This window comes from Nonomuraea sp. NPDC051941 (genome assembly GCF_044593615.1).
The window spans coordinates 133612-152260 of record NZ_JBIUCF010000021.1; the positions used below are offsets into that span (position 1 = coordinate 133612).

Genomic DNA, 18649 nt, shown 5'->3' on the forward strand with positions numbered 1-18649 from the left:
GCGCGGCCCCGCGGGACGCCCGAGGTTCACGTCGCCAGGGTGAAGCGGACCTCGCGGGTCGCCGGGTCCGCCTGCGTGAGGCGTACCGTGACCTGCTCGCCGAGGGGGAGCGGGCCGTCGCAGCGGGCGATCACGGCCGGGTCGGCGAGCTGCACCTGCCCGCCCCCGCGGCGCTCGTCCACGTCGATCACGACCGCGTCGAACGCCTGCCCGATCCGTTCCCGCAGCAGGAACGCCTCCACCAGGTCCACGCACGCCCGCTCCACCGCCCCGGCGCGCCGCCCGGTCGAGCCCATGACGGCGGGCAGGGCCGCCAGGCCCGCCCGGACGTCGAACGGCACCGGCACGCCCGCCGCGACCGCCAGGCACACCTCGGTCGCGTACCGGTCGACCAGGCGCCGCAGAGGAGCCGTGACGTGCGCGTACGGCGCCGCCACCGCGGCGTGCTCGGCCAGCGCGGGCGGCGCGCCGTCGAAGGCCACGTAGCCCGCGCCGCGCAGCAGCACCTTCGACTCGTGCAGGAACGCCGCCTGCTGCGGGTTCTTGGGGTCCAGGTCGTGCACCACGGCGCCGTAGGCGGCCCCGTCGGGCCAGGGGACGTCCAGCGCCTGGGCGACCCTGCGGACCTTCGCCAGGTCGTCGGCGTGCGGCCGGGGCAGTACGCGCAGGATGCCGATCTCGGCGTCGAGCATCATCGAGGCCGCGGCCATGCCGGTCAGCAGGGAGATCTGCGCGTTCCACGCCTCGGCGGGCAGCGGCAGCCGGAACTCCAGCCGGTAGGCGCCGTCGCCGTCGGAGACCACCTCCTGCTCGGGGGTGGGCAGGGTGACGCCGCCGCGCTCGCGTTCGAGGGCCAGCCGCAGGCGGCCGATCTCGGCCAGCAGCCCCAGGACGCCGTCGGCGGTGCCGGTGTCGACGGCCGCCTGCACGTAGGCGTAGTCGAGGCGCTCGCGGCTGCGGACGAGCGCGCGCTGCACGTCGGCGCCGACCATGCGGCCGTCGGCGTCGAGGTCGATGCGCCAGACCGCGGCCGGCCGCAGCGCGCCGGGCAGCAGGCTGGCCGCGTCCTCCGACAGGACCTTGGGGTGCAGCGGCACCTTGCCCGCGGGAAGGTAGACGGTCTCGCCCCTGGTGCGGGCCTCGGCGTCGATGAGGCCGCCCGGCCGGACGAACGCGCCGACGTCGGCGATCGCGTACCAGACGCGGTAGCCGACGCGCAGCCGCTCCAGGTGCACGGCCTGGTCGAGATCCATCGAGCCGGGCGGGTCGATGGTGACGAACGGAACGTCGGACAGGTCTTCGGCGTCGAGCCGCGGCACCCGCGCCACCCACGCGGCCTCGTCGAGCACGGTGCGGGGGAAGTCGTCCGGCAGGTCGAGCTCCCGCCTGACGCGTCCGAACCCGTCCTCCAGCTTCAGGGGTATCTGATCGGGAACCTGAATCACGCCTGACAACCTACAGGTGGCGGGTGTTCAGGTGAGGCGCGCCTCCAGGCCGGTGAGGCGCAGCAGCCGCCGGACGGCGGGCGGGACGCCCGTGAGGCGCAGCGGGGTCTGCTGGGCCCGGGCGTGGTTGCAGGCGCAGACGAGGATGCTGAGCCCGGCGGCGTCGATGAAGGTCAGCCGGCTCATCTCGATGACCAGCGCGACCTGCTTGTGCGGGGCGCGTCCGGCCTCCTGCAGCAGGCCGAGCAGGTGGGCGCGGAGTTGTTCGGTGGTGGCGATGTCGAGCTCGCCGGACACGCTGACGGTCAGGCTCCCGTTGCGGCGGGTGGTGGTCAGCTGTAGTGGCTCCATGAATCGGCTCCGCGCTCTGTCAGGGCCGGGAACCTCCTGCCGGTTGCGCGGGCCAGCCCTTGCGTTGGGCACTTGTTGCCATGAAGGCATCACTGAGAGCGACAGTATTGTCTCTGAGTGTACATGTCTGTTCAGGGCTGAACGAAGATGCGGGGGACAGGACTAATCCCCCAGGACAACAATTCCGGTTACCAGATGTAAAAACATCACACCATCAGCGGACTTCCAGCCCGAGAAGGATGAGATCACACAAAGCGGTGAAGTCATCCTCAATACCCGGCCGGCTCCATTCGGCGGCGTGCGCCGGGTTGTGGAAGCGTACCGCCGCGTCGAAGACGGCGCGGGCCGTGGCGGCGGGGTCGGGGGCGGCGAACTCGCCCCGCTCGAGCCCGGCGTCCACGATCTGCCGGATCTGGCCGACCAGGTCGGCGACGTGCCCCTCGACGACCTGGCTGGACTCGGTCACCAGCGCCACGTACGTGGCGAACAGCTCGGGGTCGTCGAGCGCCCGCTTGCGCTTGGAGCGGAACAACGCGCCCAGCCATTCACGCAGCCGCACGCCGGCCCGGGCGTCGGAGGCCAGCACGGTGGCCAGCTCGGCGTGCGCCTGGTCGAGCCAGCGCTGGGTCACGGCCTCGCGCAGGGCCGTCTTGCTGGGGAAGTGCCGGTAGACGCTGCCGTGGCTGACGCCGAGCGCCCGCGCGACGTCGACGACCGTGGCCTTGGCCGGACCGTAGCGGCGCAGGACGTCCTGGGCCGCGGCGAGGATCTGGTCCGGTGTCAGGATGCCATCTGTCACCTTTCCAATTCTGTCAGTCGCCCGGGTATACACGACCCACGGGTGCGGCCAGCCATATTTGCAGAAATTTGTGCATTCATCCGGTCGGAGCACACTACGCTGCTACCGCTGGCAGGTACGAGGGGAAAGCAAACAACATCGTGTGGATCGCAGTCGTGGCGCTGGCCGCCATTGTCGTGGGGGCGATGGTCTGGTGGTTCCGCCGTGACCCGGCTGGCAGTGCCGCCGGTGCCGCCTCCACCACGGTCGAGGCGGACATGGACCTCGGGATCCCGGCGGAGGTCGAGCCCGCGTTCATGGAGGGCCTGCGGGCCTACCCGCTGCGGGTGAGTGGCCGGCGGGGGGTGCTCACGACGTACGAGCCGCCCCGGCTGATCTCGCTGCACCTGCTCGCCGACGCCTTCGCGGCCAGGGGGGACGCCGCGCTGCACGATCCGCAGGGCACGGTCGTGGCCCTGATCGCGCACCTCGGGGCGGTGGAGCGGCCGGGCGTGCTGCACCTGCGCGAGGACTGGCTGGACGGCGAGGTGGACGGCATGGACCGGGCCGCCTTCGCCGAGGCGGTGCGCGAGGCCGTGTCTGGCGAGTGCCCCTGGTCGGCCGAGCCGGCCATTGGAGCGTTGCAGGTCACCGTGCGTGAGACCAACACGATGATGCTCGACCTGGCCAGGGTGCTCGAGTTGTACCGGGAGGCCAGGGAGAAGCAGCCCGAGGCCGCGGCGGGGGAGCTGCTGCGCGAGGTCGCGCCGCGCCTCATCGCCGCCGGCGGGCCGGGGCTCACCTGGACGAAGCCGCCCACGCAGGCGGACCTGCGGGTCGTGCTCGGCAGCACGCCCGAGCCCGCCTGACGTCCTGCTCCACGGCGGATATCCGCAGCTCGGTACGGGTCCGCACAGCGTGGAATCCCGGCTGTGATGAAAGTTTCAGCTCTGATTGACAGTGGGAAAGCGCTTACCTATGTTGTGGCGTGTTCGGTCACACGTATGGCAGCCACATATGTGAACGGATTCTCGCTGGGGGGACACGTCGCAGGCCGTGAGCGGCCTGCCGGGCCAGCAAGGAGCTGAATCGTGCGACAGAGAATCAACGGCAGAACAGCGGCGGTCATCGCGGGCGTCATCGGCCTGACGGGCACGGCAGTCGTCGCGGTGGCCGCTGCGACGACCACTGCGGCCGCCGCGGCCCCCGCGCCGGGGGCGTACACGGTGGTGAACAACGGCAGCGGCCTGTGCCTCACCGTGCCGGGATCCAGCACCTCGGACGGGGTCCAGCTCACCCAGAGCGGCTGCGGCAGCGCCGCTCAGACCTGGAACCTGGCCGCGAGCGGCAGCGGCTACACCCTCAAGGCCGCCCACAGCGGCAAGTGCGCGGGCGTGCAGGACGCCAGCACCTCCGCGGGCAAGGCCGTGCAGCAGGAGAGCTGCTCCGGCGCCTCGTCGCAGACGTGGACGCTGCCCGAGTCGGGCGCCACCGTCAGGATCGTCAACACCAACGGCGGCAAGTGCCTCAACACCAAGGACAACGCGACCTCCTCCGGCGCCCTGGTGCAGCAGAACTCCTGTGACTCCGTGGCCACCAAGCAGTGGCGGCTCGTCCCCGTCGGCAGCAACCCGACCAACCCGCCCACCGATCCACCGCCGACCACGCCTCCGGGCAACGCGAACGGGCTGGTCGGCTGGGCCACGCAGGGCGGCGGCACGACGGGCGGCGGCAACGCCTCGCCGGTCACCGTCAGCAGCGCCTCGGCCCTGACCAGCGCGCTGTCGGCGAGCGGCGCCTCGGTGATCCGGGTGTCGGGCACGATCTCCTGCTCGGGCATGCTGAAGGTGGCCTCCAACAAGACCGTGCTCGGCAACTCGGGCGCGACGATCGCGGGCTGCGGGTTCAACATCTCCCAGGCCTCGAACGTGATCGTCCGCAACCTCACCTTCCGCGACTGGGGCGACGACGCGATCAACGTCCAGTACTCGACCAGGGTCTGGCTCGACCACAACTCGTTGAGCCACGGCTACGACGGCGCCATCGACATCAAGCGGGCCAGCGACTACGTCACCGTCTCGTGGAACAAGTTCTCCAACCACGACAAGACCATGCTGCTCGGCCACAGCGACGACAACGGCGGCGAGGACCGCGGTCACCTGCGCGTGACGTACCACCACAACTGGTTCGACGGCACCAACCAGCGCCACCCGCGCGTGCGGTTCGGCAACCCGGTGCACGTCTACAACAACTACTACGGCAGCGTCGGCAGCTACGGCGTGGCCTCCACCGAGGGCGCGGGCGTGCTCGTCGAGGGCAACTACTTCGAGAACACCCAGGACCCGTTCCACCTGGGCGAGGGTGACTCCGGCCCCGGCACGCTGGTCGCGCGCAACAACCACTTCGTCAACTCCGGCAGCGGCCAGAGTGGCGGCAGTGTCGGCTCGATCCCCTACTCCTACTCGCTCGACACCGCCTCCAACGTCAAGTCAGTCGTCACCGCGGGCGCCGGCGCCGGGCGGATCTCCGTCTGACGCTCACCCCCTCGCGGCCCCTCCGGCTCCCGCCCCGGAGGGGCCGCCCCATGATCGGGGCAAGTGTGCTGTTCATGTAGGTTCGCGTCGTAACGCCGAGCTGAACGAGGAGCCTGACTTGTCACCCCTCATCCTCTCCGCCGCGGGGGCCGCCCTGGTGCTGGACGCCTCGGGCCCCGGCCTGCCGCGCGTGCGCCACTTCGGCGCCGACCTCGGGTCCGCGACCGGCGCCGACCTGACGCCCGCGCTGGCCTCCCTCACCGCCGCGCCGCCGCTGCTGCCCGCCCAGGGAGACAGCTGGTACGGCAGGCCGGGCCTGTCGGGCGGCCGGGACGGCGAACACTGGCCGGTGCGCTGGACGCTGGACCGGATCGACGCGGACGCGACGCCCGGTCAGGGCGGCACGGTCACCGTCGCGGCCTCCGACGCCCGCGCGGGCCTGGAGCTGGTCAGCGAGCTGACCATGGACGGCGGCGGCCTGGTGACGATGCGGCACACGCTGACGAACACCGCCGCCGCCCCGTACCGGCTGGAGGGGCTGGCCTGCGCGCTGCCGGTGCCGGCGCGCGCCGGCGAGCTGCTGGACTTCACCGGGCGGTGGGCGCTGGAGAAGGTGCCGCAGCGCACGGCGTTCGGGTACGGCGTGTGGTCGCGGGAGAACCGGCGCGGCCGGACCGGGCACGACGGCACGGGGCTGCTGGTGGCCGGGACCGCGGGGTTCGGGTTCCGGGGCGGCGAGGTGTGGGGGGTGCACGCGGGCTGGAGCGGCAACCACATCCACTACGCCGAGCGGCTGGCCGAGGGCCCGGCGCTGGTGGCGGCGGGCGAGCTGCTGGAGCCCGGCGAGATCGTGCTGGCCGAGGGGGAGAGCTACCGCACGCCGCTGGTGTACTTCACCTGGTCGGGCGGCGGGCTGGACGCGGCGAGCACGCGGCTGCACGACCACCTGCGTGCCGCCCGCCCGCTGGGGGTCCGCCCGGTCACGCTGAACAACTGGGAGGCCACCTACTTCGACCACGGCCTCGACCGGCTGCTGGAGCTGGCCGACAAGGCCGCGGCGGCGGGGATCGAGCGGTTCGTGCTCGACGACGGCTGGTTCCGCCACCGCCGTCACGACCGGGCCGGGCTCGGCGACTGGTACGTCGACGAGGGCGTCTGGCCGGACGGCCTGAACCCCCTCGCCGAGCACGTGCGCAAGCTCGGCATGCAGTTCGGGCTGTGGTTCGAGCCGGAGATGGTCAACCCGGACTCCGACCTGCTGCGCGAGCACCCCGACTGGATCCTCGGGCAGGCCGAGCGCGTGCCGCCGCCGCAGCGCAACCAGCAGGTGCTCGACCTGGCCAGGCCCGAGGCGTACGACTACCTGCTGGAGCGGCTGGACAGCCTGGTGAGCGAGTACGCGCTCGACTACATCAAGTGGGACCACAACCGCGACATCGCCGAGCCGGTGCACGACGGGGTGCCAGGGGTGCACGCGCAGACGCTGGCGGCGTACCGGCTGCTGGACGAGCTGCGGGCCCGCCATCCGGAGCTGGAGATCGAGTCGTGCTCGTCGGGCGGCGCCCGCGTCGACTTCGGCGTCCTGGCCCGCACCGACCGGGTGTGGACGTCCGACTGCAACGACGCGCTCGACCGGCAGGCGATCCAGCGCTGGACCGGGCTGCTCGTGCCGCCGGAGCGGATGGGCAGCCACGTCGGCGCGCCGCAGGACCACAGCACGGGCCGGTCGCTGCCGCTGGCCTTCCGGGCCGCGACCGCGCTGTTCGGGCACATGGGCGTGGAGTGGGACCTGACCTCGGCGAGCCAGGCGGAGCTGGAGGAGCTGGCCGAGTGGATCGCCCTGCACAAGCGGCTGCGGCCGACGCTGCACGCCGGGCGGGTGGTGCGGGCCGACCACCCGGACCCGTCGGCGCTGCTGCACGGGGCGGTGCTGCCGGAGCGCGGGGTGTTCGCGTTCGTCCAGCTCACCTCCAGGGTCGCGATCGGGCCCGCGCCGCTGCGGCTGCCCGGGCTCGACCCGGCGGCGACGTACGAGGTGCGGGTCGCGGGCCCCAAGCCCCGCGCGGCCGGGCTGCCGGAGTGGGCCTCGGGTCCGGTGCGGCTGAGCGGCGCGGTCCTGGGCGAGCTGGGGCTGCCCGCTCCCGTGCTGCGGGCCGAGTCGGCGCTGGTCTTCGAGGTCGAGCGGGTGTAAGGGGCCTGTCATGAACGGGCCATGCGGTTAGGGCGGTTTAATGCCGCCGCAACCGCGCCGTTCGTGATCACGAAACACGTCCCGCAGACACTGGGGTGCATGAGCGATGCACCGAAGGTGATGAACGGTAATCGGCGCTCCTGGCGGCGAGAGATCGTCGAGCTGGCCGCGCTGTTCCTCGCGGTCGGCCTGGCGCACCTGCTCGCGACCCTGCTCGGCCACCGCGAACCGGGTCCGGTGGTGATGGTCGGGCTGGGGGCGGCGTTGATCGTGGGGGCGGCGGTCCACAAGCGGATGGGCCACCGCCCTGTACGCAAGGTCCCCGCGCTGCCCGTGGGGGAGGGCGCGGGGGCGGCCATGGTGCTGTGGCGCATCCGCATGCGGGTGGTGGAGCGGCCGGGGCGGCTCGCCGCGGTCGCGGGGGCGTTCGGGCGGCTGGGCTGCAACATCCTGGCGCTGCACATCGCGCCGACCGGGAGCAGCGCGATCACGCCCGCGGGGTGTGACGCGCTGGACGAGTTCGTCATCGAGGCGCCGCCGGGGCTGGCGCTGGAGGCGCTTTCCGGGGTGCTGACGGAGGCGGGCGGGCATGACGTCGTGATCGTGCCCGCGCAGGTCAAGGACCTCACCGATCCCGGTGTCCAGGCGCTGGTGCTGGCTCAGCGGGTGAGCGCGGACCCGGACCGGCTGCCCGAGGCGATGGCGGAGCTGCTGCGGGTGCCGGAGGTGGAGTGGCGGCGGCCGGGGGACACGGTGGACGAGGGGGCCGAGCTCAACACCACGATGGTGATCTCGGTCAATCCGGACCGGGCGCTGCTGATCCGGCGTCCCGAGCTGCCGTTCACGCCTACGGAGGCGGCCCGTGCCGCGGCCCTCACCGCCACCGCCCGCCAGGCCCGCTACAGCAGCTCACCCTGACCCGGCGGCCCGTCCCCGGGGCGGGGGCGGGTTCTCCCGGCGCCGTGTGGGGTGGTGCCGGAAGAACCCGCGGGGGTCAGACCGTGGACTCCTTGGCCCAGCGCTCCAGGCCGGAGGCGTCGATGGGCAGGGCGTCCGACAGGATGTCCACGCCGGACGGCGTCACCAGCAGGTCGTCCTCGATCCGCACCCCCACCCCGCGCAGCTCCGGCGGGACCGTGAGGTCGTGGGCGTGGAAGTACAGGCCGGGCTCGACGGTGAGCACCATGCCCGGCGCCATGGCGGCCCCGTGGTAGGCCTCCGGGCGGGACTGGGCGCAGTCGTGCACGTCCAGGCCCAGGTGGTGGCCGATGCCGCAGATCAGGTAGCGGCGGTGGTGCTGGCCGGTGTCCGACAGGGCCTCGTCCACCGAGACCGGCAGCAGCCCCCAGTCGTCCAGCCCGCGCGCGATGACCTCCATCGCCGCGTGGTGGAAGTCGGTGAAGCGCCGGCCGGGGCCGACCGCGGCCAGGCCCGCCCGGTGCGCCTTCTCCACCAGGTCGTGCACCTGCCGCTGGGCGGGGGAGAAGGCGCCGGAGGCGGGGAAGGTGCGGGTGACGTCGGCGGTGTAGTGGCTGCGGACCTCCACGCCCATGTCGAGCAGCAGCAGCTGGTCCGGCAGGACGGGCCCGTCGCAGCGCACCCAGTGCAGGGTGGGGGCGTGCGGGCCGCTGCCGACGATGGTGGCGTAGCCGGGGCCGTTGCCGTACGCCCTGGCGTAGCGGTCGAACGTGCCCTGCAGCCACCGCTCACCCGCTCCCTCGATCGCCGCCGGGACCTCGGCCAGCACGGCCGCGAAGCCCTCGACCGTGCGGTCCACGGACTCGCGCAGCTGGCCGATCTCCCACTCGTCCTTGATCATGCGCAGCTCGGCCAGCACCCGGGGGAGCTCCTCCACCGGTTCAGACGTGTCCGTGAACTCCGACAGCGGCCGCACCGCGACCCCGAGCGCCGCCGACCACTCGGCGAGGGACGGGGACGGGCCCACCCACAGCTCCCCGTACGCCGCGTCGGCGAAGAAGCCGATGTCGCCGGGGCGGGCGGGCGGCGGCAGGTAGAGGGTGGCGGCGCCGTCCGCGATCACGGCGACGGCGTTCTCCACGGCGCAGCCGGTGAGCCAGTAGAAGTCGCTGTCGACGCGGAAGTCGTAGGCGGTGTCGTTGCTGCGTACCGGAGCCCGGCCCGCCTTCACCACCACGGTCCTGCCGGGCAGCGCGGCGGCCAGGCGCGCGCGGTGCGCGGCGGCCGCCTCGGCCGCCCCGGGCACGAGGTCGGGGGTACGGGCGGGGGCGTCCCAGCCCTGGGCGATGAACTCGCGAAACGCGGGGACCTCTGTCAGCTTGGGGGGTTTGCCGTCACTCACTGGTGATTCCTCCTCCTATGTCGCGCACCAGTCCGGTCAGGCGGGCGAAGACGCGCTCCTCGCCGATGCCGTCGTGCTCGTACTCGTTGGTGACCCAGGCCTGCGTGTTGCCCACCCTGGAGGCGGTGTCCAGTTGCAGCCCCGAGTCGACGTACATGTCGTCGAAGTAGACGGCCGCCGCCACCGGCACGTCGTTGGCCGCCAGGCGGTCCAGGTCATACAGCGCCGGCCACTCGGCCCGTTCGGCGAGCAGGTCGACGGCGGCGCGGAAGGGGCGCAGCGCGCGGATCTCCGCGAACATCCACGGGTAGATCATCTCGCCGGTGAACAGCAGCGGCCGGGCGTCCTCGGCGAAGGCGGGATGGTTGGCGCGCTCGCGCTGCGCCGCCCAGGCGGTCGCGCCGGGACCGGAGCCGTAGATGCTCTCCTGCAGCGCGGCGAACAGCGGGTTGTCGGCGTAGGACGAGCGGGCCAGCACCTGGTGCAGGAACGTCTCCGGCAGTTCCCCTCCTTCCAGCAAGGCTTCGTCGAGCAGCCAGTGCATGCGCTCGTACCCCGGCTTCATGCCGAAGTCGATCCCCAGCGACTGCAGCCGCCGCACGGTGAGCGTGTCGCCGTCGGGCAGCAGCACGTCGCCGTAGGCCAGCCGGTCGGCCAGCCGGGCCACCGTCTCGGCGTGGTGCGGGTAGCGGCGGTAGAACTCGGCGTTCTTGGCCGCGACCCGGGGATAGGTGCGCCGGTAGACCTCCGACGCGTCGGGGTCCACGGAGGGCAGCCCGCCCGCCACGTAGCAGGCGCTCAGCCCCTCGGGCGCCTGCGACAGGTACGTCAGCGTCAGGAAGCCGCCGTAGCTCTGCCCGAGCGTCGACCAGCGCCGCCCGCCGAAGACGGTCTTGCGCAGGTGCTCGGCGTCGGCCACGATCGAGTCCGCGCGGAAGCGGGCCAGGTAGTCGGCGCCCTCCTGCGGGTCGAGCGCGCTCATCACCCGCCCGTCGATCCGCGAGCTGCGGCCGGTGCCCCGCTGGTCGAGCAGGATCACCCGGTACTTCTCCAGCGCCTGGCCGAGCCAGCCCGACGTGCCGACGGGACGCGGCCCCTTGCCGCCCGGCCCGCCCTGCAGGTAGAGCAGGCACGGCAGGTCGTGGCCGTCCCGGGTGGGGTCCACGAGCTCCCTGGCGAAGACCCTGATCGTGGCCTCCGGGTCCGACCAGTCGAGCGGCACCTCCACGACGTGGTCGCGTACCCGCATCCCCGGGATCGTGTAGGTCGCGGTGATCACGGCTTCTCCCTCCTGCGGCGGTCCCACTCCGGGTTGATGCGCGGGATGGCCGCCAGCAGCGTACGCGTGTAATCATGCCGGGGCTCGCCGAAGACCTGCTCGGCGTCCCCCAGTTCGACGATCTGCCCCTTGCTCATCACCGCGACCCGCTGCGCGATCTGCCGGACGACGGCCAGGTCGTGGGCGATGAACACGTAGCTGAAGCCGCTCTCGCGCTGCAGCCGCCGCAGCAGCTCGATCACCTGCGCCTGCACCGACACGTCCAGCGCCGAGACGGCCTCGTCGCAGATCACGAGCTTGGGGTTGACGGCCAGCGCGCGGGCGATGCCGATGCGCTGCGCCTGCCCGCCGGAGAACTGCGCGGGGTAGCGCAGCGAGTGGTCGGGGTTCAGGCCGACCCGCTCCATCAGCTCCTTGGCGTGCGCCCGCCGCCCGCCGTCGGGCGCGATGCCCTGGTAGTCCAGCGGCGCCATCAGGATCCGCTCCACCGTGTGGCGGGGGTTGAGCGAGGAGAACGGGTCCTGGAAGACGACCTGGACGTTGGCGCGGAAGCGGGCCAGCGCGGCCCCCTTGGCGTGGGTGACGTCCTCGCCGTCGAACTCCAGCGTGCCCTCGCTCGGGTCCATCAGCTTGGCGATCATGCGGGCGGTCGTCGACTTGCCGCTGCCGGACTCGCCGACCACGGCCAGCGTCTCGCCGAGCCGCACCTCGAAGCTGACCTGGTCGACCGCCGTGAACTCGGCCTTGGCGCCCAGTGGGCCGCGCGAGACGAACCGCTTGGTCAGGTCCTTGGCCCGCAGCAGCGTCATGCCTTCACCTCGCCGTCTACTGGATCGTCGATGCGCGGGATGCTCTCCAGCAGCATCTTGGTGTAGTCGTGGCGCGGCTCGGCGAAGACCTGCTCGGCCGTGCCGTACTCGACCTGCTCGCCCTGCCGCATCACCAGCACGCGGGTGGCGATCGAGCTGATCACGGCCAGGTCGTGCGTGATGAACACCATGCCCATGCCGCGCTCCTGCCGCAGGCCGGCCAGCAGCTTCAGGATCTGCGCCTGCACGGTCACGTCCAGGGCCGTGGTCGGCTCGTCGGCGATCAGCAGCGCCGGCGAGCACACCAGGGCCATCGCGATCATGACGCGCTGCCGCTGCCCGCCGGAGAACTGGTGCGGGTAGTAGTCCACCCGCCGCTCCGGTTCCGGCAGGTCCACCTGCCGCAGCGCCTCGATCGCGACCTTCCGCGCCGCCGCGCGCGAGCCGCCGCGGTGGGCGCGGTACATCTCCTCGATCTGCAGGCCGACCGTGTAGTACGGGTTCAGGGACGACAGCGGATCCTGGAAGATCATCGACATCTGGTCGCCGCGCAGCCGCCGCAGCTCCCGGTCCGGGCGCCCGAGCAGCTCCGTGCCGTCCAGCCGGATGCTCCCGCTGGTCCTGGCGCCCTTGGGCAGCAGTCCCATGACGGCCAGGCTGGTCATGGACTTGCCGGAGCCGGACTCGCCGACGATGCCGACGGTCTCGTCCCGTCCGACGGTGAAGGACACGCCCTTGACCACGTCCACCGGGCCGCGCGTGGTGGGGAAGGTGACGGTGAGGTCCTCCACGACAAGCAGGTCGCTCATTTCGCCGTGATCCTCACTCTCGGGTCCAGCCTCGTGTAGACGAGGTCGATCACCACGTTCCCGATCACCACGAAGAACGCCGCCAGCAGCGTCACGGCCATGATCACCGGCTGGTCGTTCTTGGTGATGGAGTCGGCGGCCATCTTGCCGACCCCGTTCAGCCCGAACACCGTCTCGGTGATCAGCGCGCCGCCCAGCAGCGCGGCGAAGTCCATGCCGAAGATCGTGGCGATGGGCGTCAGCGCCGGGCGCAGGGCGTGCCTGCGCATGGTCAGCGCCGGGCTCAGGCCCTTGGACCGGGCCGTGCGCATGAAGTTCTCGGCGAGGGTGTCGATCACGTTCGCTCGGGTGAGCCTGCTGTAGAGGCAGGCGTAACCGGTGGCCAGCACGATCCACGGCATCAGGTACGACTGGAACCACACCACCGGGTCGTCGGCGAAGGCCACGGCCCGCGGGAACGGCAGCACCTGCAGCTGCACGACCAGCACGTACTGCAGCGCCAGCGCCAGCACGTAGTTGGGGACGCTGGAGCCGCCCAGCGCCAGCCCCATCGCCGTGCGGTCCCACCAGGTGCCCTCCTTGACCGCGCTGAGCAGGCCCGCCGCGATCCCGATGAGCAGCCACAGCACCGCGGCCCCGATCGCGACGGTGGCGCTGACCGGCAGCCGCTCGACCACCATGTCCCACACGGACTGGCCGGTCTGGAAGCTGTAGCCCAGGCACGGGGCGCCGCAGTGCACCAGGTTCGCGCCCTGGCCGTAGTCGCGCCCGGCGAAGATGCCGACGAGGAAGCCGAAGAACTGCTTCAGCAGCGGCTCGTCCAGCCCCAGCACGGCGTGGATCTGGTCGATGCGCCCCTGCGTGCACGTCTTGCCGCAGATCATCACCGCCGGGTCGGGCTGGAGCGTGAAGAAGATGATGAACGTGAACAGGCACACCAGGAAGAGGATCAGCAGCACCCAGGCGAGCCGCCCGACGATGTAGCGCGCCATCATGAGGCCTCCCCGGCGTCGAAAGCGGCCCGCAGCCGGTCCCCGAGCACCGTCAGCGACAGCACGGTGAGGAACAGGAACCCGCCGGGGATCGCGAAGTACATGGGATCGACGGAGTACCAGGCGACCGAGCTCGAGATCATCTGCCCCCACGACGGCGTCGGCGGCGTGACGCCGACACCCAGGAACGACAGCCCCGCCTCGGTGCCGACGTAGCCGGGCACGGCGAGGGTGGTCATCACGATCAGCGAGCTGCGCAGGTTCGGCAGGATCTCCTTGAACACCAGCGCGCCCGTGGAGGCGCCCGACGCCCGGGCGGCCTCCACGAACTCCCTGTTCACCAGCGTCATCGTCTGCCCGCGCACCACCCGCGCCAGATACGGCCAGCCGAACACGCTGATCACCAGGACCAGCAGCACCGGCCGGTTCCCCTGCGGCAGCGACGACAGGATCGCGATCATGAAGATGAGCGCCGGGAAGGCCATGAGGAAGTCCATGACCCGGCAGATCACCTGGTCCACCCAGCCCTGGTAGAACCCGGCCAGCATGCCCAGCACCACGCCCAGCAGGGTCGTCAGCGCCGTGGCGGAGACCGCGATCAGCAGCGAGACGCGCGCGCCGTAGGCGATGCGGGCCAGGATGTCGCGGCCGTTCTGCGGCTCGACGCCGAGCAGGTGCTCGGCGCTGATGCCGCCGAGCGACCCGCGCGGCACCCCGCCCAGGTCGGTGTTGACGGCGGCGGTGTCGAAGTCGTTCGGGCCGTGGCCGGTGATCGCGCTGATCAGCGGCGCGCCGATCGCCATCAGCACGATCAGCGACAGGAACGCGGTGCTCAGCACCGCGCCCCTGTCGCGCAGCAGCGCGCTCGTGACCCGTGCCCTCGACGTGCTCGGGGAGTAAGCGACGACGGCCATTTACTTCGTCGGCTTCGCCAGGCCGACGGAGATCAGGTCGATGCCGCCGGAGAAGGAGTTGGACTGGTAGGCGCCCGCGATGTTCGAGCCGACGAGGAGGATGAGCTTCTCGTAGGCCAGCGGGACGATCGGCGCCTCCTTCATGATCTGCTTGTCGAGCTCGCCGTAGGCCGCGTTGGCCGCCTGCACGTCCGTCATCGCGGCGATCTCGTCGATCCGCTGGTTGATGCCCTTGTCGTTGATCTGCGCGAGGTTGGCGTTGCCCTTGTCGGTGATGTTGCGGCCGTCGAACAGCGGGGGCAGGAACGTCGCGCCGGAGGCCCAGTCGGGGCACCAGCCGGTGACGGCGGCGTCGTGCTGCTGCGCCGGCGTGCCGATGACCTCGTAGTACGTCGAGGTGTCGATGTTGTTGATCTTGACGTCGATCTTCACCTGCTTGAGCGCGTCCTGGATCGCCACCGCCACCGCGGCCATCTTCGGGTCCGGCCGGGTGTCGAGCGTCAGCGTGAACCCGTTCGCCTGGCCGGCCTCGGCCAGCAGCTTCTTGGCCTCCTCGGGGTTGTACGGGTACGGGTCGTAGTCGACCCGGCCTGCGACCGTGGGCGGCTGGATCGAGGTGCCCTTGGCGGCCAGGGCGCCGCCGCCCATGCCCGCGACCACGGTGTCCTTGTTGATCGCCAGGTTGATCGCCTGGCGCACGCGCACGTCGTTCAGGGGCTTCTTGGTGGTGTTCAGGCCCATGTACGTGGTGCAGCCGTTGAGCCCGGCCAGCGTGCGCTGCTTGATCTGAGGCGCCTGCACCCGCGCCACGGTCGCCGCCTGGATCGACGGGCCGATGGCGTCGGTGTCGGTGCCCTGCTCGGCCAGCATGCGCTCGTCGATGGTGGCCGCATCGAGGCCGAACGTCCACTCGAACGCGTCCGGCTTGGCCGCCCGGACGGTGTCGGTCTCACGCTTCCACTGCGGGTTGCGCTCCAGCTTCAGCGACACGCCGCGCTGGTAGCTCGCCACCTTGTACGGCCCGCTCGCGATCGGCTTGGTGTCGAAGGCCGCGCCCGCCCCCGTGCCCTTGGGGAAGGGGGTGAAGTTGGCCAGCGCCAGCGCGCTCGGGAAGTCGGCGTAGGGCTTCTTGAGGTGGAAGACGACCGTCTTGTCGTCGGGCGTCTCGATCGTCTTCAGGTCGCCGTCCAGGTACGGGCCCTTGTAGTCCTTGGGTGCGTCCAGCAGCAGCTTCCCGTACGGGGAGCCGATCCCGGCCTCCGGGTCGAACGTGCGCGAGAAGCCGAACTTCACGGACTCGCTGTTGATCGGCGAGCCGTCCTCGAAGAACAGGTTGTCCTTGAGCTTGAACGTCCACGTCTTGCCGCCGTCCGACGGTGTGCCGGTGTCGGTGGCCAGGTCGGGCACGATCTTCGTGCCCTCGGCGCCCGGACCCGCGCCGAACATCGTCAGCCCCCGGTAGATGAGCCGGTAGAAGTTGTTCACTCCACCGTCGAAGCCGCGCACCGGGTCCAGATGGGAGAAGTCCGCCTTGTTCAGGATGTGCACGGTGCCGCCCGTCGCGGCCGGCCCACCCGGCCCGCCCGAGGCGCCCGTGCCGGTGCCCGCGCCGGGGGCCGCCGCGCCGCCGCCCCCGCCACAGGCGCTGAGCGCCAGCACGGTGGTCATGGTGACGCTCGCGAGCGCCGCCGATCTCCTCATCATGATGCCTTCTTTCCGTTGGTCCAGGGGGTCCTGACCCAGACCCGCATGGCTTGGGGGCCGCGGTTGCCCCACAGGAAGTAGGGGACGAAGGTCGCCGCGACCCTCGTCTCCGGGAGCGCCTCGTGCAGAGGGAGCTCGGGGTAGAGCTCGGCGGTGGGCGGGGGAGCCGTGTCCGCCTCCACGCGCAGCACGACGGCCGCGTCGCGGCGCTCGGTGCGCGCGTTGACAACGTCGTGGGCGCCGACGAGCAGGTCGTCGACGGGGGCCTGCGGGCTGTCGTGCTGTTCGACGCAGTACACGAGCGGCCCCCGGGCCAGGCTGACCGCGCCCCGGGTGGCGTCCAGGTAGGGGTGCGAGCCGTGCGCCCGGACCGGCATGGGCAGGGTGAGGCGCACCTCGTCGCCCGGCGACCACGTGCGGTGCAGGGTGACCCAGCCGCCGGACTCCGGCGCGTCGCAGGGCTCGCCGTTGACGGTGACGGTCACGTTCCGGGCCCAGCCGGGGACGCGCAGCACCAGCCCGTACGGCCCGGCCGGCGCCCGCTCGACGGTGATGCGCACGTCGCCGTCCCACGGGTAGGCCGTCTCCATCGCCAGCTCCAGCTCGGCCGTCCGGATCGTGGCCTGGGTGTAGGCGGTGATCAGCACGGCGTCGTCCCGCTCGGCCGCCACGTAGTCGGCGAGCTGGGCCATCCACCGCACGATGTTGGGCGGGCAGCACGGGCAGGTGAACCAGGCGCGGCGCAGCGCCTCGCCGCCCGCCTCCGCGCCGCTGCGCTGCGCGTGGTCGGGGCGGCGCTGCAGCGGGTTGTCGTAGAAGAACGCCGTGCCGTCGGCCGACAGGCCCACGGCGTAGGCGTTGTAGAGCACGCGCTCGAACACGTCGAGGTACTTCGCGTCGCCGCCGGCCAGGAACATCCGCCACGCCCACTGCATGACGCCGATGGCCGCGCAGGTCTCGCTGTAGGCGCGCTCGGACGGCAGCTCGTACCGGTCGCCGATCGCCTCGTCGGAGTGGCGGCTGCCCAGGCCGCCGGTGACGTACAGCTTGGTCGCCACCATGTCGTCCCAGAGCCGCTCCAGCGCCTCGAACAGCGACCGGTCGCCGGTCTCCAGGAAGACGTCGGCCGCGCCCGCCGCCAGGTAGGCCATGCGCACCGCGTGGCCGGTCACCGACGGGAGCTCGCGGAAGGGCACGTGGTCCTGGAAGTACTCGCCGGGGAAGATGCGGTGCTCCATCTGCCCGGTGCCGCGGCGGTCGACGAACGCCGCCGCCAGCGTCAGGTAGCGGCGCTCGCCCGTCTCCCTGTACAGCTCGACCAGCGCCATCTCCACCTCGGGGTGGCCGCAGACGCCCGTCTCGTTGAATCGCTCCACCGCCAGGTCGGCGAAGCGCGTGGCCACGCGCAGGAGCCGGTCGTCGCCCATCCGCCGGTTCGCGGCGACGGCCGCCTGGATGAGGTGGCCCAGGTTGTACAGCTCGTGTCCCCAGGCCAGGTCCTCCCACGGCTTCTTGTCCGCCGCGGGGTCCTGGAAGAAGGAGTTGAGGTAGCCGTCGCCGGCCTGGACCTGCTCCAGCAGGCCGACCACCTCGTCGAAGAACTCCCCGGCCGAAGGGTCTCCGTCGCCGAGCTCGTACGCCAGACCTTCGAGGGTCTTGTACAGGTCGGTGTCGAGGAACGGGTACCGGCCCCGGTAGGGGGCGGGGTCGTCCTCCAGGAGGCGGCTCAGGTTGGCGACGTTGCCCGCCGCGCGGAGCTGCTCGATGGTGTGGGGGATTGTGGCCCTGCGGTTGCGGCGCTGCCAGTCATGCAGCAGTCCGCCAGTGATACGTGCTCCGGACAGCGGCCGAACTGCTCCTGCGATGGTGCTTACGGCGCCGGCCAGGGGCCTGACCTGCTTGGACGTCATGAACCTTCCCAGTAATGTGTGGCATTGCACTGAACCTTAGGTGTCTGGGAGGTAAGTTGCCAAGGGTTAGGACCGGATGGAAAAAAGAACGTAACCCGTCCGGAAACTACCGGACGGGTCGGTCTGACGCTGGGCTCCTATGCGCCGTACGGGGCGGGGCGCCAGGACGCCCAGTCGATGCGCACCCGGTCACGCCGCTGCGGATCCACCTTGACCGGCACCACCGCGCCGGGCACGACCATCCCCATGGGCAGGCGCGGCAGCGACTGCCGGTGCGTGACCCGGTGCACCTGCCCGTCCTGCGTCCGCACGCCCAGGACGAAGCTGACGAGCGGCTGCCCGTTGATCGTCACGCCGGTGTCGGCCATCGACTCGATCACCGCCTGCGCGGCGATGCCGGTGGCCAGGAGCTGCCGGCCGGTCCAGGAGGCGATCAGGAACGGCAGCCCGACGCACGCCAGGACCAGCATCGTCGCCCCCGTGATCGCCATTGCCATCCCCAGTCCCGTGCCCATCGCTCTCCCCGCCCTCTCCTCGCCCGCCGCAGGCGTCTCCCGAGTTGTACGCGGGACGGATTGCACGCCACTTGAGCGCCGATTACACGGGGGCGATT

16 protein-coding genes are annotated in these 18649 nt (G+C 71.7%); 4 read left to right on the forward strand and 12 right to left on the reverse strand.

Going from position 1 to position 18649, the window contains the following annotated elements:
- Positions 1-26: 26 nt before the first annotated feature.
- The 3 genes from ACIHFD_RS32360 to ACIHFD_RS32370 form a co-directional block, all read right to left on the reverse strand.
- Positions 27-1445: an RNB domain-containing ribonuclease gene (locus tag ACIHFD_RS32360; RefSeq protein ID WP_397370095.1), complete on the reverse strand. Its 1419-nt coding sequence runs from the start codon at positions 1443-1445 to the stop codon at positions 27-29.
- 27 nt (positions 1446-1472) lie between these two features.
- The gene (locus tag ACIHFD_RS32365) at positions 1473-1796 is read right to left on the reverse strand and encodes an STAS domain-containing protein (protein WP_397370096.1); all 324 of its coding nucleotides are present in this window, start codon (positions 1794-1796) and stop codon (positions 1473-1475) included.
- Positions 1797-2010: 214 nt separating this feature from the next.
- On the reverse strand, positions 2011-2595 hold the full coding sequence (locus tag ACIHFD_RS32370; protein ID WP_397370097.1) for a TetR family transcriptional regulator: 585 nt from the start codon (positions 2593-2595) through the stop codon (positions 2011-2013).
- Between the two features lie 140 nt (positions 2596-2735).
- Here ACIHFD_RS32370 and ACIHFD_RS32375 point away from each other — a divergent pair, with 140 nt between their 5' ends.
- The 4 genes from ACIHFD_RS32375 to ACIHFD_RS32390 all read left to right on the forward strand — a co-directional run bounded on the left by ACIHFD_RS32375 (position 2736) and on the right by ACIHFD_RS32390 (position 8217).
- Positions 2736-3443 (forward strand): hypothetical protein, encoded by a 708-nt coding sequence (locus tag ACIHFD_RS32375; protein ID WP_364256669.1) that lies wholly within the window; start codon positions 2736-2738, stop codon positions 3441-3443.
- A 222-nt stretch (positions 3444-3665) separates the two neighbouring features.
- Positions 3666-5108: an RICIN domain-containing protein gene (locus ACIHFD_RS32380; protein WP_397370098.1), complete on the forward strand. Its 1443-nt coding sequence runs from the start codon at positions 3666-3668 to the stop codon at positions 5106-5108.
- Between the two features lie 118 nt (positions 5109-5226).
- Entirely contained in the window at positions 5227-7299 is a 2073-nt protein-coding gene (locus ACIHFD_RS32385; protein WP_397370100.1) for an alpha-galactosidase, read from the forward strand.
- Positions 7300-7398: 99 nt separating this feature from the next.
- Positions 7399-8217, forward strand: a complete 819-nt coding sequence (locus ACIHFD_RS32390; protein ID WP_397370101.1) for an ACT domain-containing protein — start codon at positions 7399-7401, stop codon at positions 8215-8217.
- Between the two features lie 76 nt (positions 8218-8293).
- Here ACIHFD_RS32390 and ACIHFD_RS32395 read toward each other — a convergent pair whose 3' ends face one another.
- The 9 genes from ACIHFD_RS32395 to ACIHFD_RS32435 form a co-directional block, all read right to left on the reverse strand.
- On the reverse strand, positions 8294-9619 hold the full coding sequence (locus ACIHFD_RS32395) for an aminopeptidase P family protein (RefSeq protein ID WP_397370102.1): 1326 nt from the start codon (positions 9617-9619) through the stop codon (positions 8294-8296).
- A complete protein-coding gene (locus tag ACIHFD_RS32400; protein ID WP_350731927.1) occupies positions 9612-10898 on the reverse strand; it encodes an alpha/beta fold hydrolase in 1287 nt (428 codons plus the stop codon). The genes ACIHFD_RS32395 and ACIHFD_RS32400 overlap by 8 nt, the downstream gene beginning before the upstream one ends.
- Positions 10895-11707, reverse strand: coding sequence for an ATP-binding cassette domain-containing protein (locus ACIHFD_RS32405; protein WP_397370103.1), 813 nt, complete (start codon positions 11705-11707; stop codon positions 10895-10897). The genes ACIHFD_RS32400 and ACIHFD_RS32405 overlap by 4 nt, the downstream gene beginning before the upstream one ends.
- Positions 11704-12516, reverse strand: coding sequence for an ABC transporter ATP-binding protein (locus tag ACIHFD_RS32410; protein ID WP_397370104.1), 813 nt, complete (start codon positions 12514-12516; stop codon positions 11704-11706). The genes ACIHFD_RS32405 and ACIHFD_RS32410 overlap by 4 nt, the downstream gene beginning before the upstream one ends.
- Positions 12513-13511, reverse strand: a complete 999-nt coding sequence (locus tag ACIHFD_RS32415; protein WP_397370105.1) for an ABC transporter permease — start codon at positions 13509-13511, stop codon at positions 12513-12515. Before ACIHFD_RS32415 ends, ACIHFD_RS32410 begins: the two co-directional genes overlap by 4 nt.
- Positions 13508-14422 (reverse strand): ABC transporter permease, encoded by a 915-nt coding sequence (locus ACIHFD_RS32420; protein WP_397370106.1) that lies wholly within the window; start codon positions 14420-14422, stop codon positions 13508-13510. The genes ACIHFD_RS32415 and ACIHFD_RS32420 overlap by 4 nt, the downstream gene beginning before the upstream one ends.
- Positions 14423-16126 carry an ABC transporter substrate-binding protein gene (locus ACIHFD_RS32425; RefSeq protein WP_397370107.1) on the reverse strand — a complete coding sequence of 568 codons (1704 nt, stop codon included), beginning with the start codon at positions 16124-16126 and terminating at the stop codon, positions 14423-14425.
- Positions 16123-18036, reverse strand: a complete 1914-nt coding sequence (locus ACIHFD_RS32430) for a glycoside hydrolase family 127 protein (RefSeq protein ID WP_397370108.1) — start codon at positions 18034-18036, stop codon at positions 16123-16125. The genes ACIHFD_RS32425 and ACIHFD_RS32430 overlap by 4 nt, the downstream gene beginning before the upstream one ends.
- Positions 18037-18173: 137 nt before the next feature.
- Entirely contained in the window at positions 18174-18551 is a 378-nt protein-coding gene (locus ACIHFD_RS32435) for a hypothetical protein (protein WP_397370109.1), read from the reverse strand.
- Positions 18552-18649 lie beyond the last annotated feature (98 nt).

Excerpts from the sequence above, each read along its gene's own strand:
- ACIHFD_RS32405 (WP_397370103.1), bottom strand. The coding sequence starts at position 11,707 with ATGACGCTGCTGCGGGCCAAGGACCTGACCAAGCGGTTCGTCTCGCGC.
- ACIHFD_RS32425 (WP_397370107.1), bottom strand. The coding sequence starts at position 16,126 with ATGATGAGGAGATCGGCGGCGCTCGCGAGCGTCACCATGACCACCGTG.
- ACIHFD_RS32430 (WP_397370108.1), bottom strand. The coding sequence starts at position 18,036 with ATGACGTCCAAGCAGGTCAGGCCCCTGGCCGGCGCCGTAAGCACCATC.
- ACIHFD_RS32420 (WP_397370106.1), bottom strand. The coding sequence starts at position 14,422 with ATGGCCGTCGTCGCTTACTCCCCGAGCACGTCGAGGGCACGGGTCACG.
- ACIHFD_RS32390 (WP_397370101.1), top strand. The coding sequence starts at position 7,399 with ATGAGCGATGCACCGAAGGTGATGAACGGTAATCGGCGCTCCTGGCGG.
- ACIHFD_RS32410 (WP_397370104.1), bottom strand. The coding sequence starts at position 12,516 with ATGAGCGACCTGCTTGTCGTGGAGGACCTCACCGTCACCTTCCCCACC.
- ACIHFD_RS32435 (WP_397370109.1), bottom strand. The coding sequence starts at position 18,551 with ATGGGCACGGGACTGGGGATGGCAATGGCGATCACGGGGGCGACGATG.
- ACIHFD_RS32415 (WP_397370105.1), bottom strand. The coding sequence starts at position 13,511 with ATGATGGCGCGCTACATCGTCGGGCGGCTCGCCTGGGTGCTGCTGATC.
- ACIHFD_RS32365 (WP_397370096.1), bottom strand. The coding sequence starts at position 1,796 with ATGGAGCCACTACAGCTGACCACCACCCGCCGCAACGGGAGCCTGACC.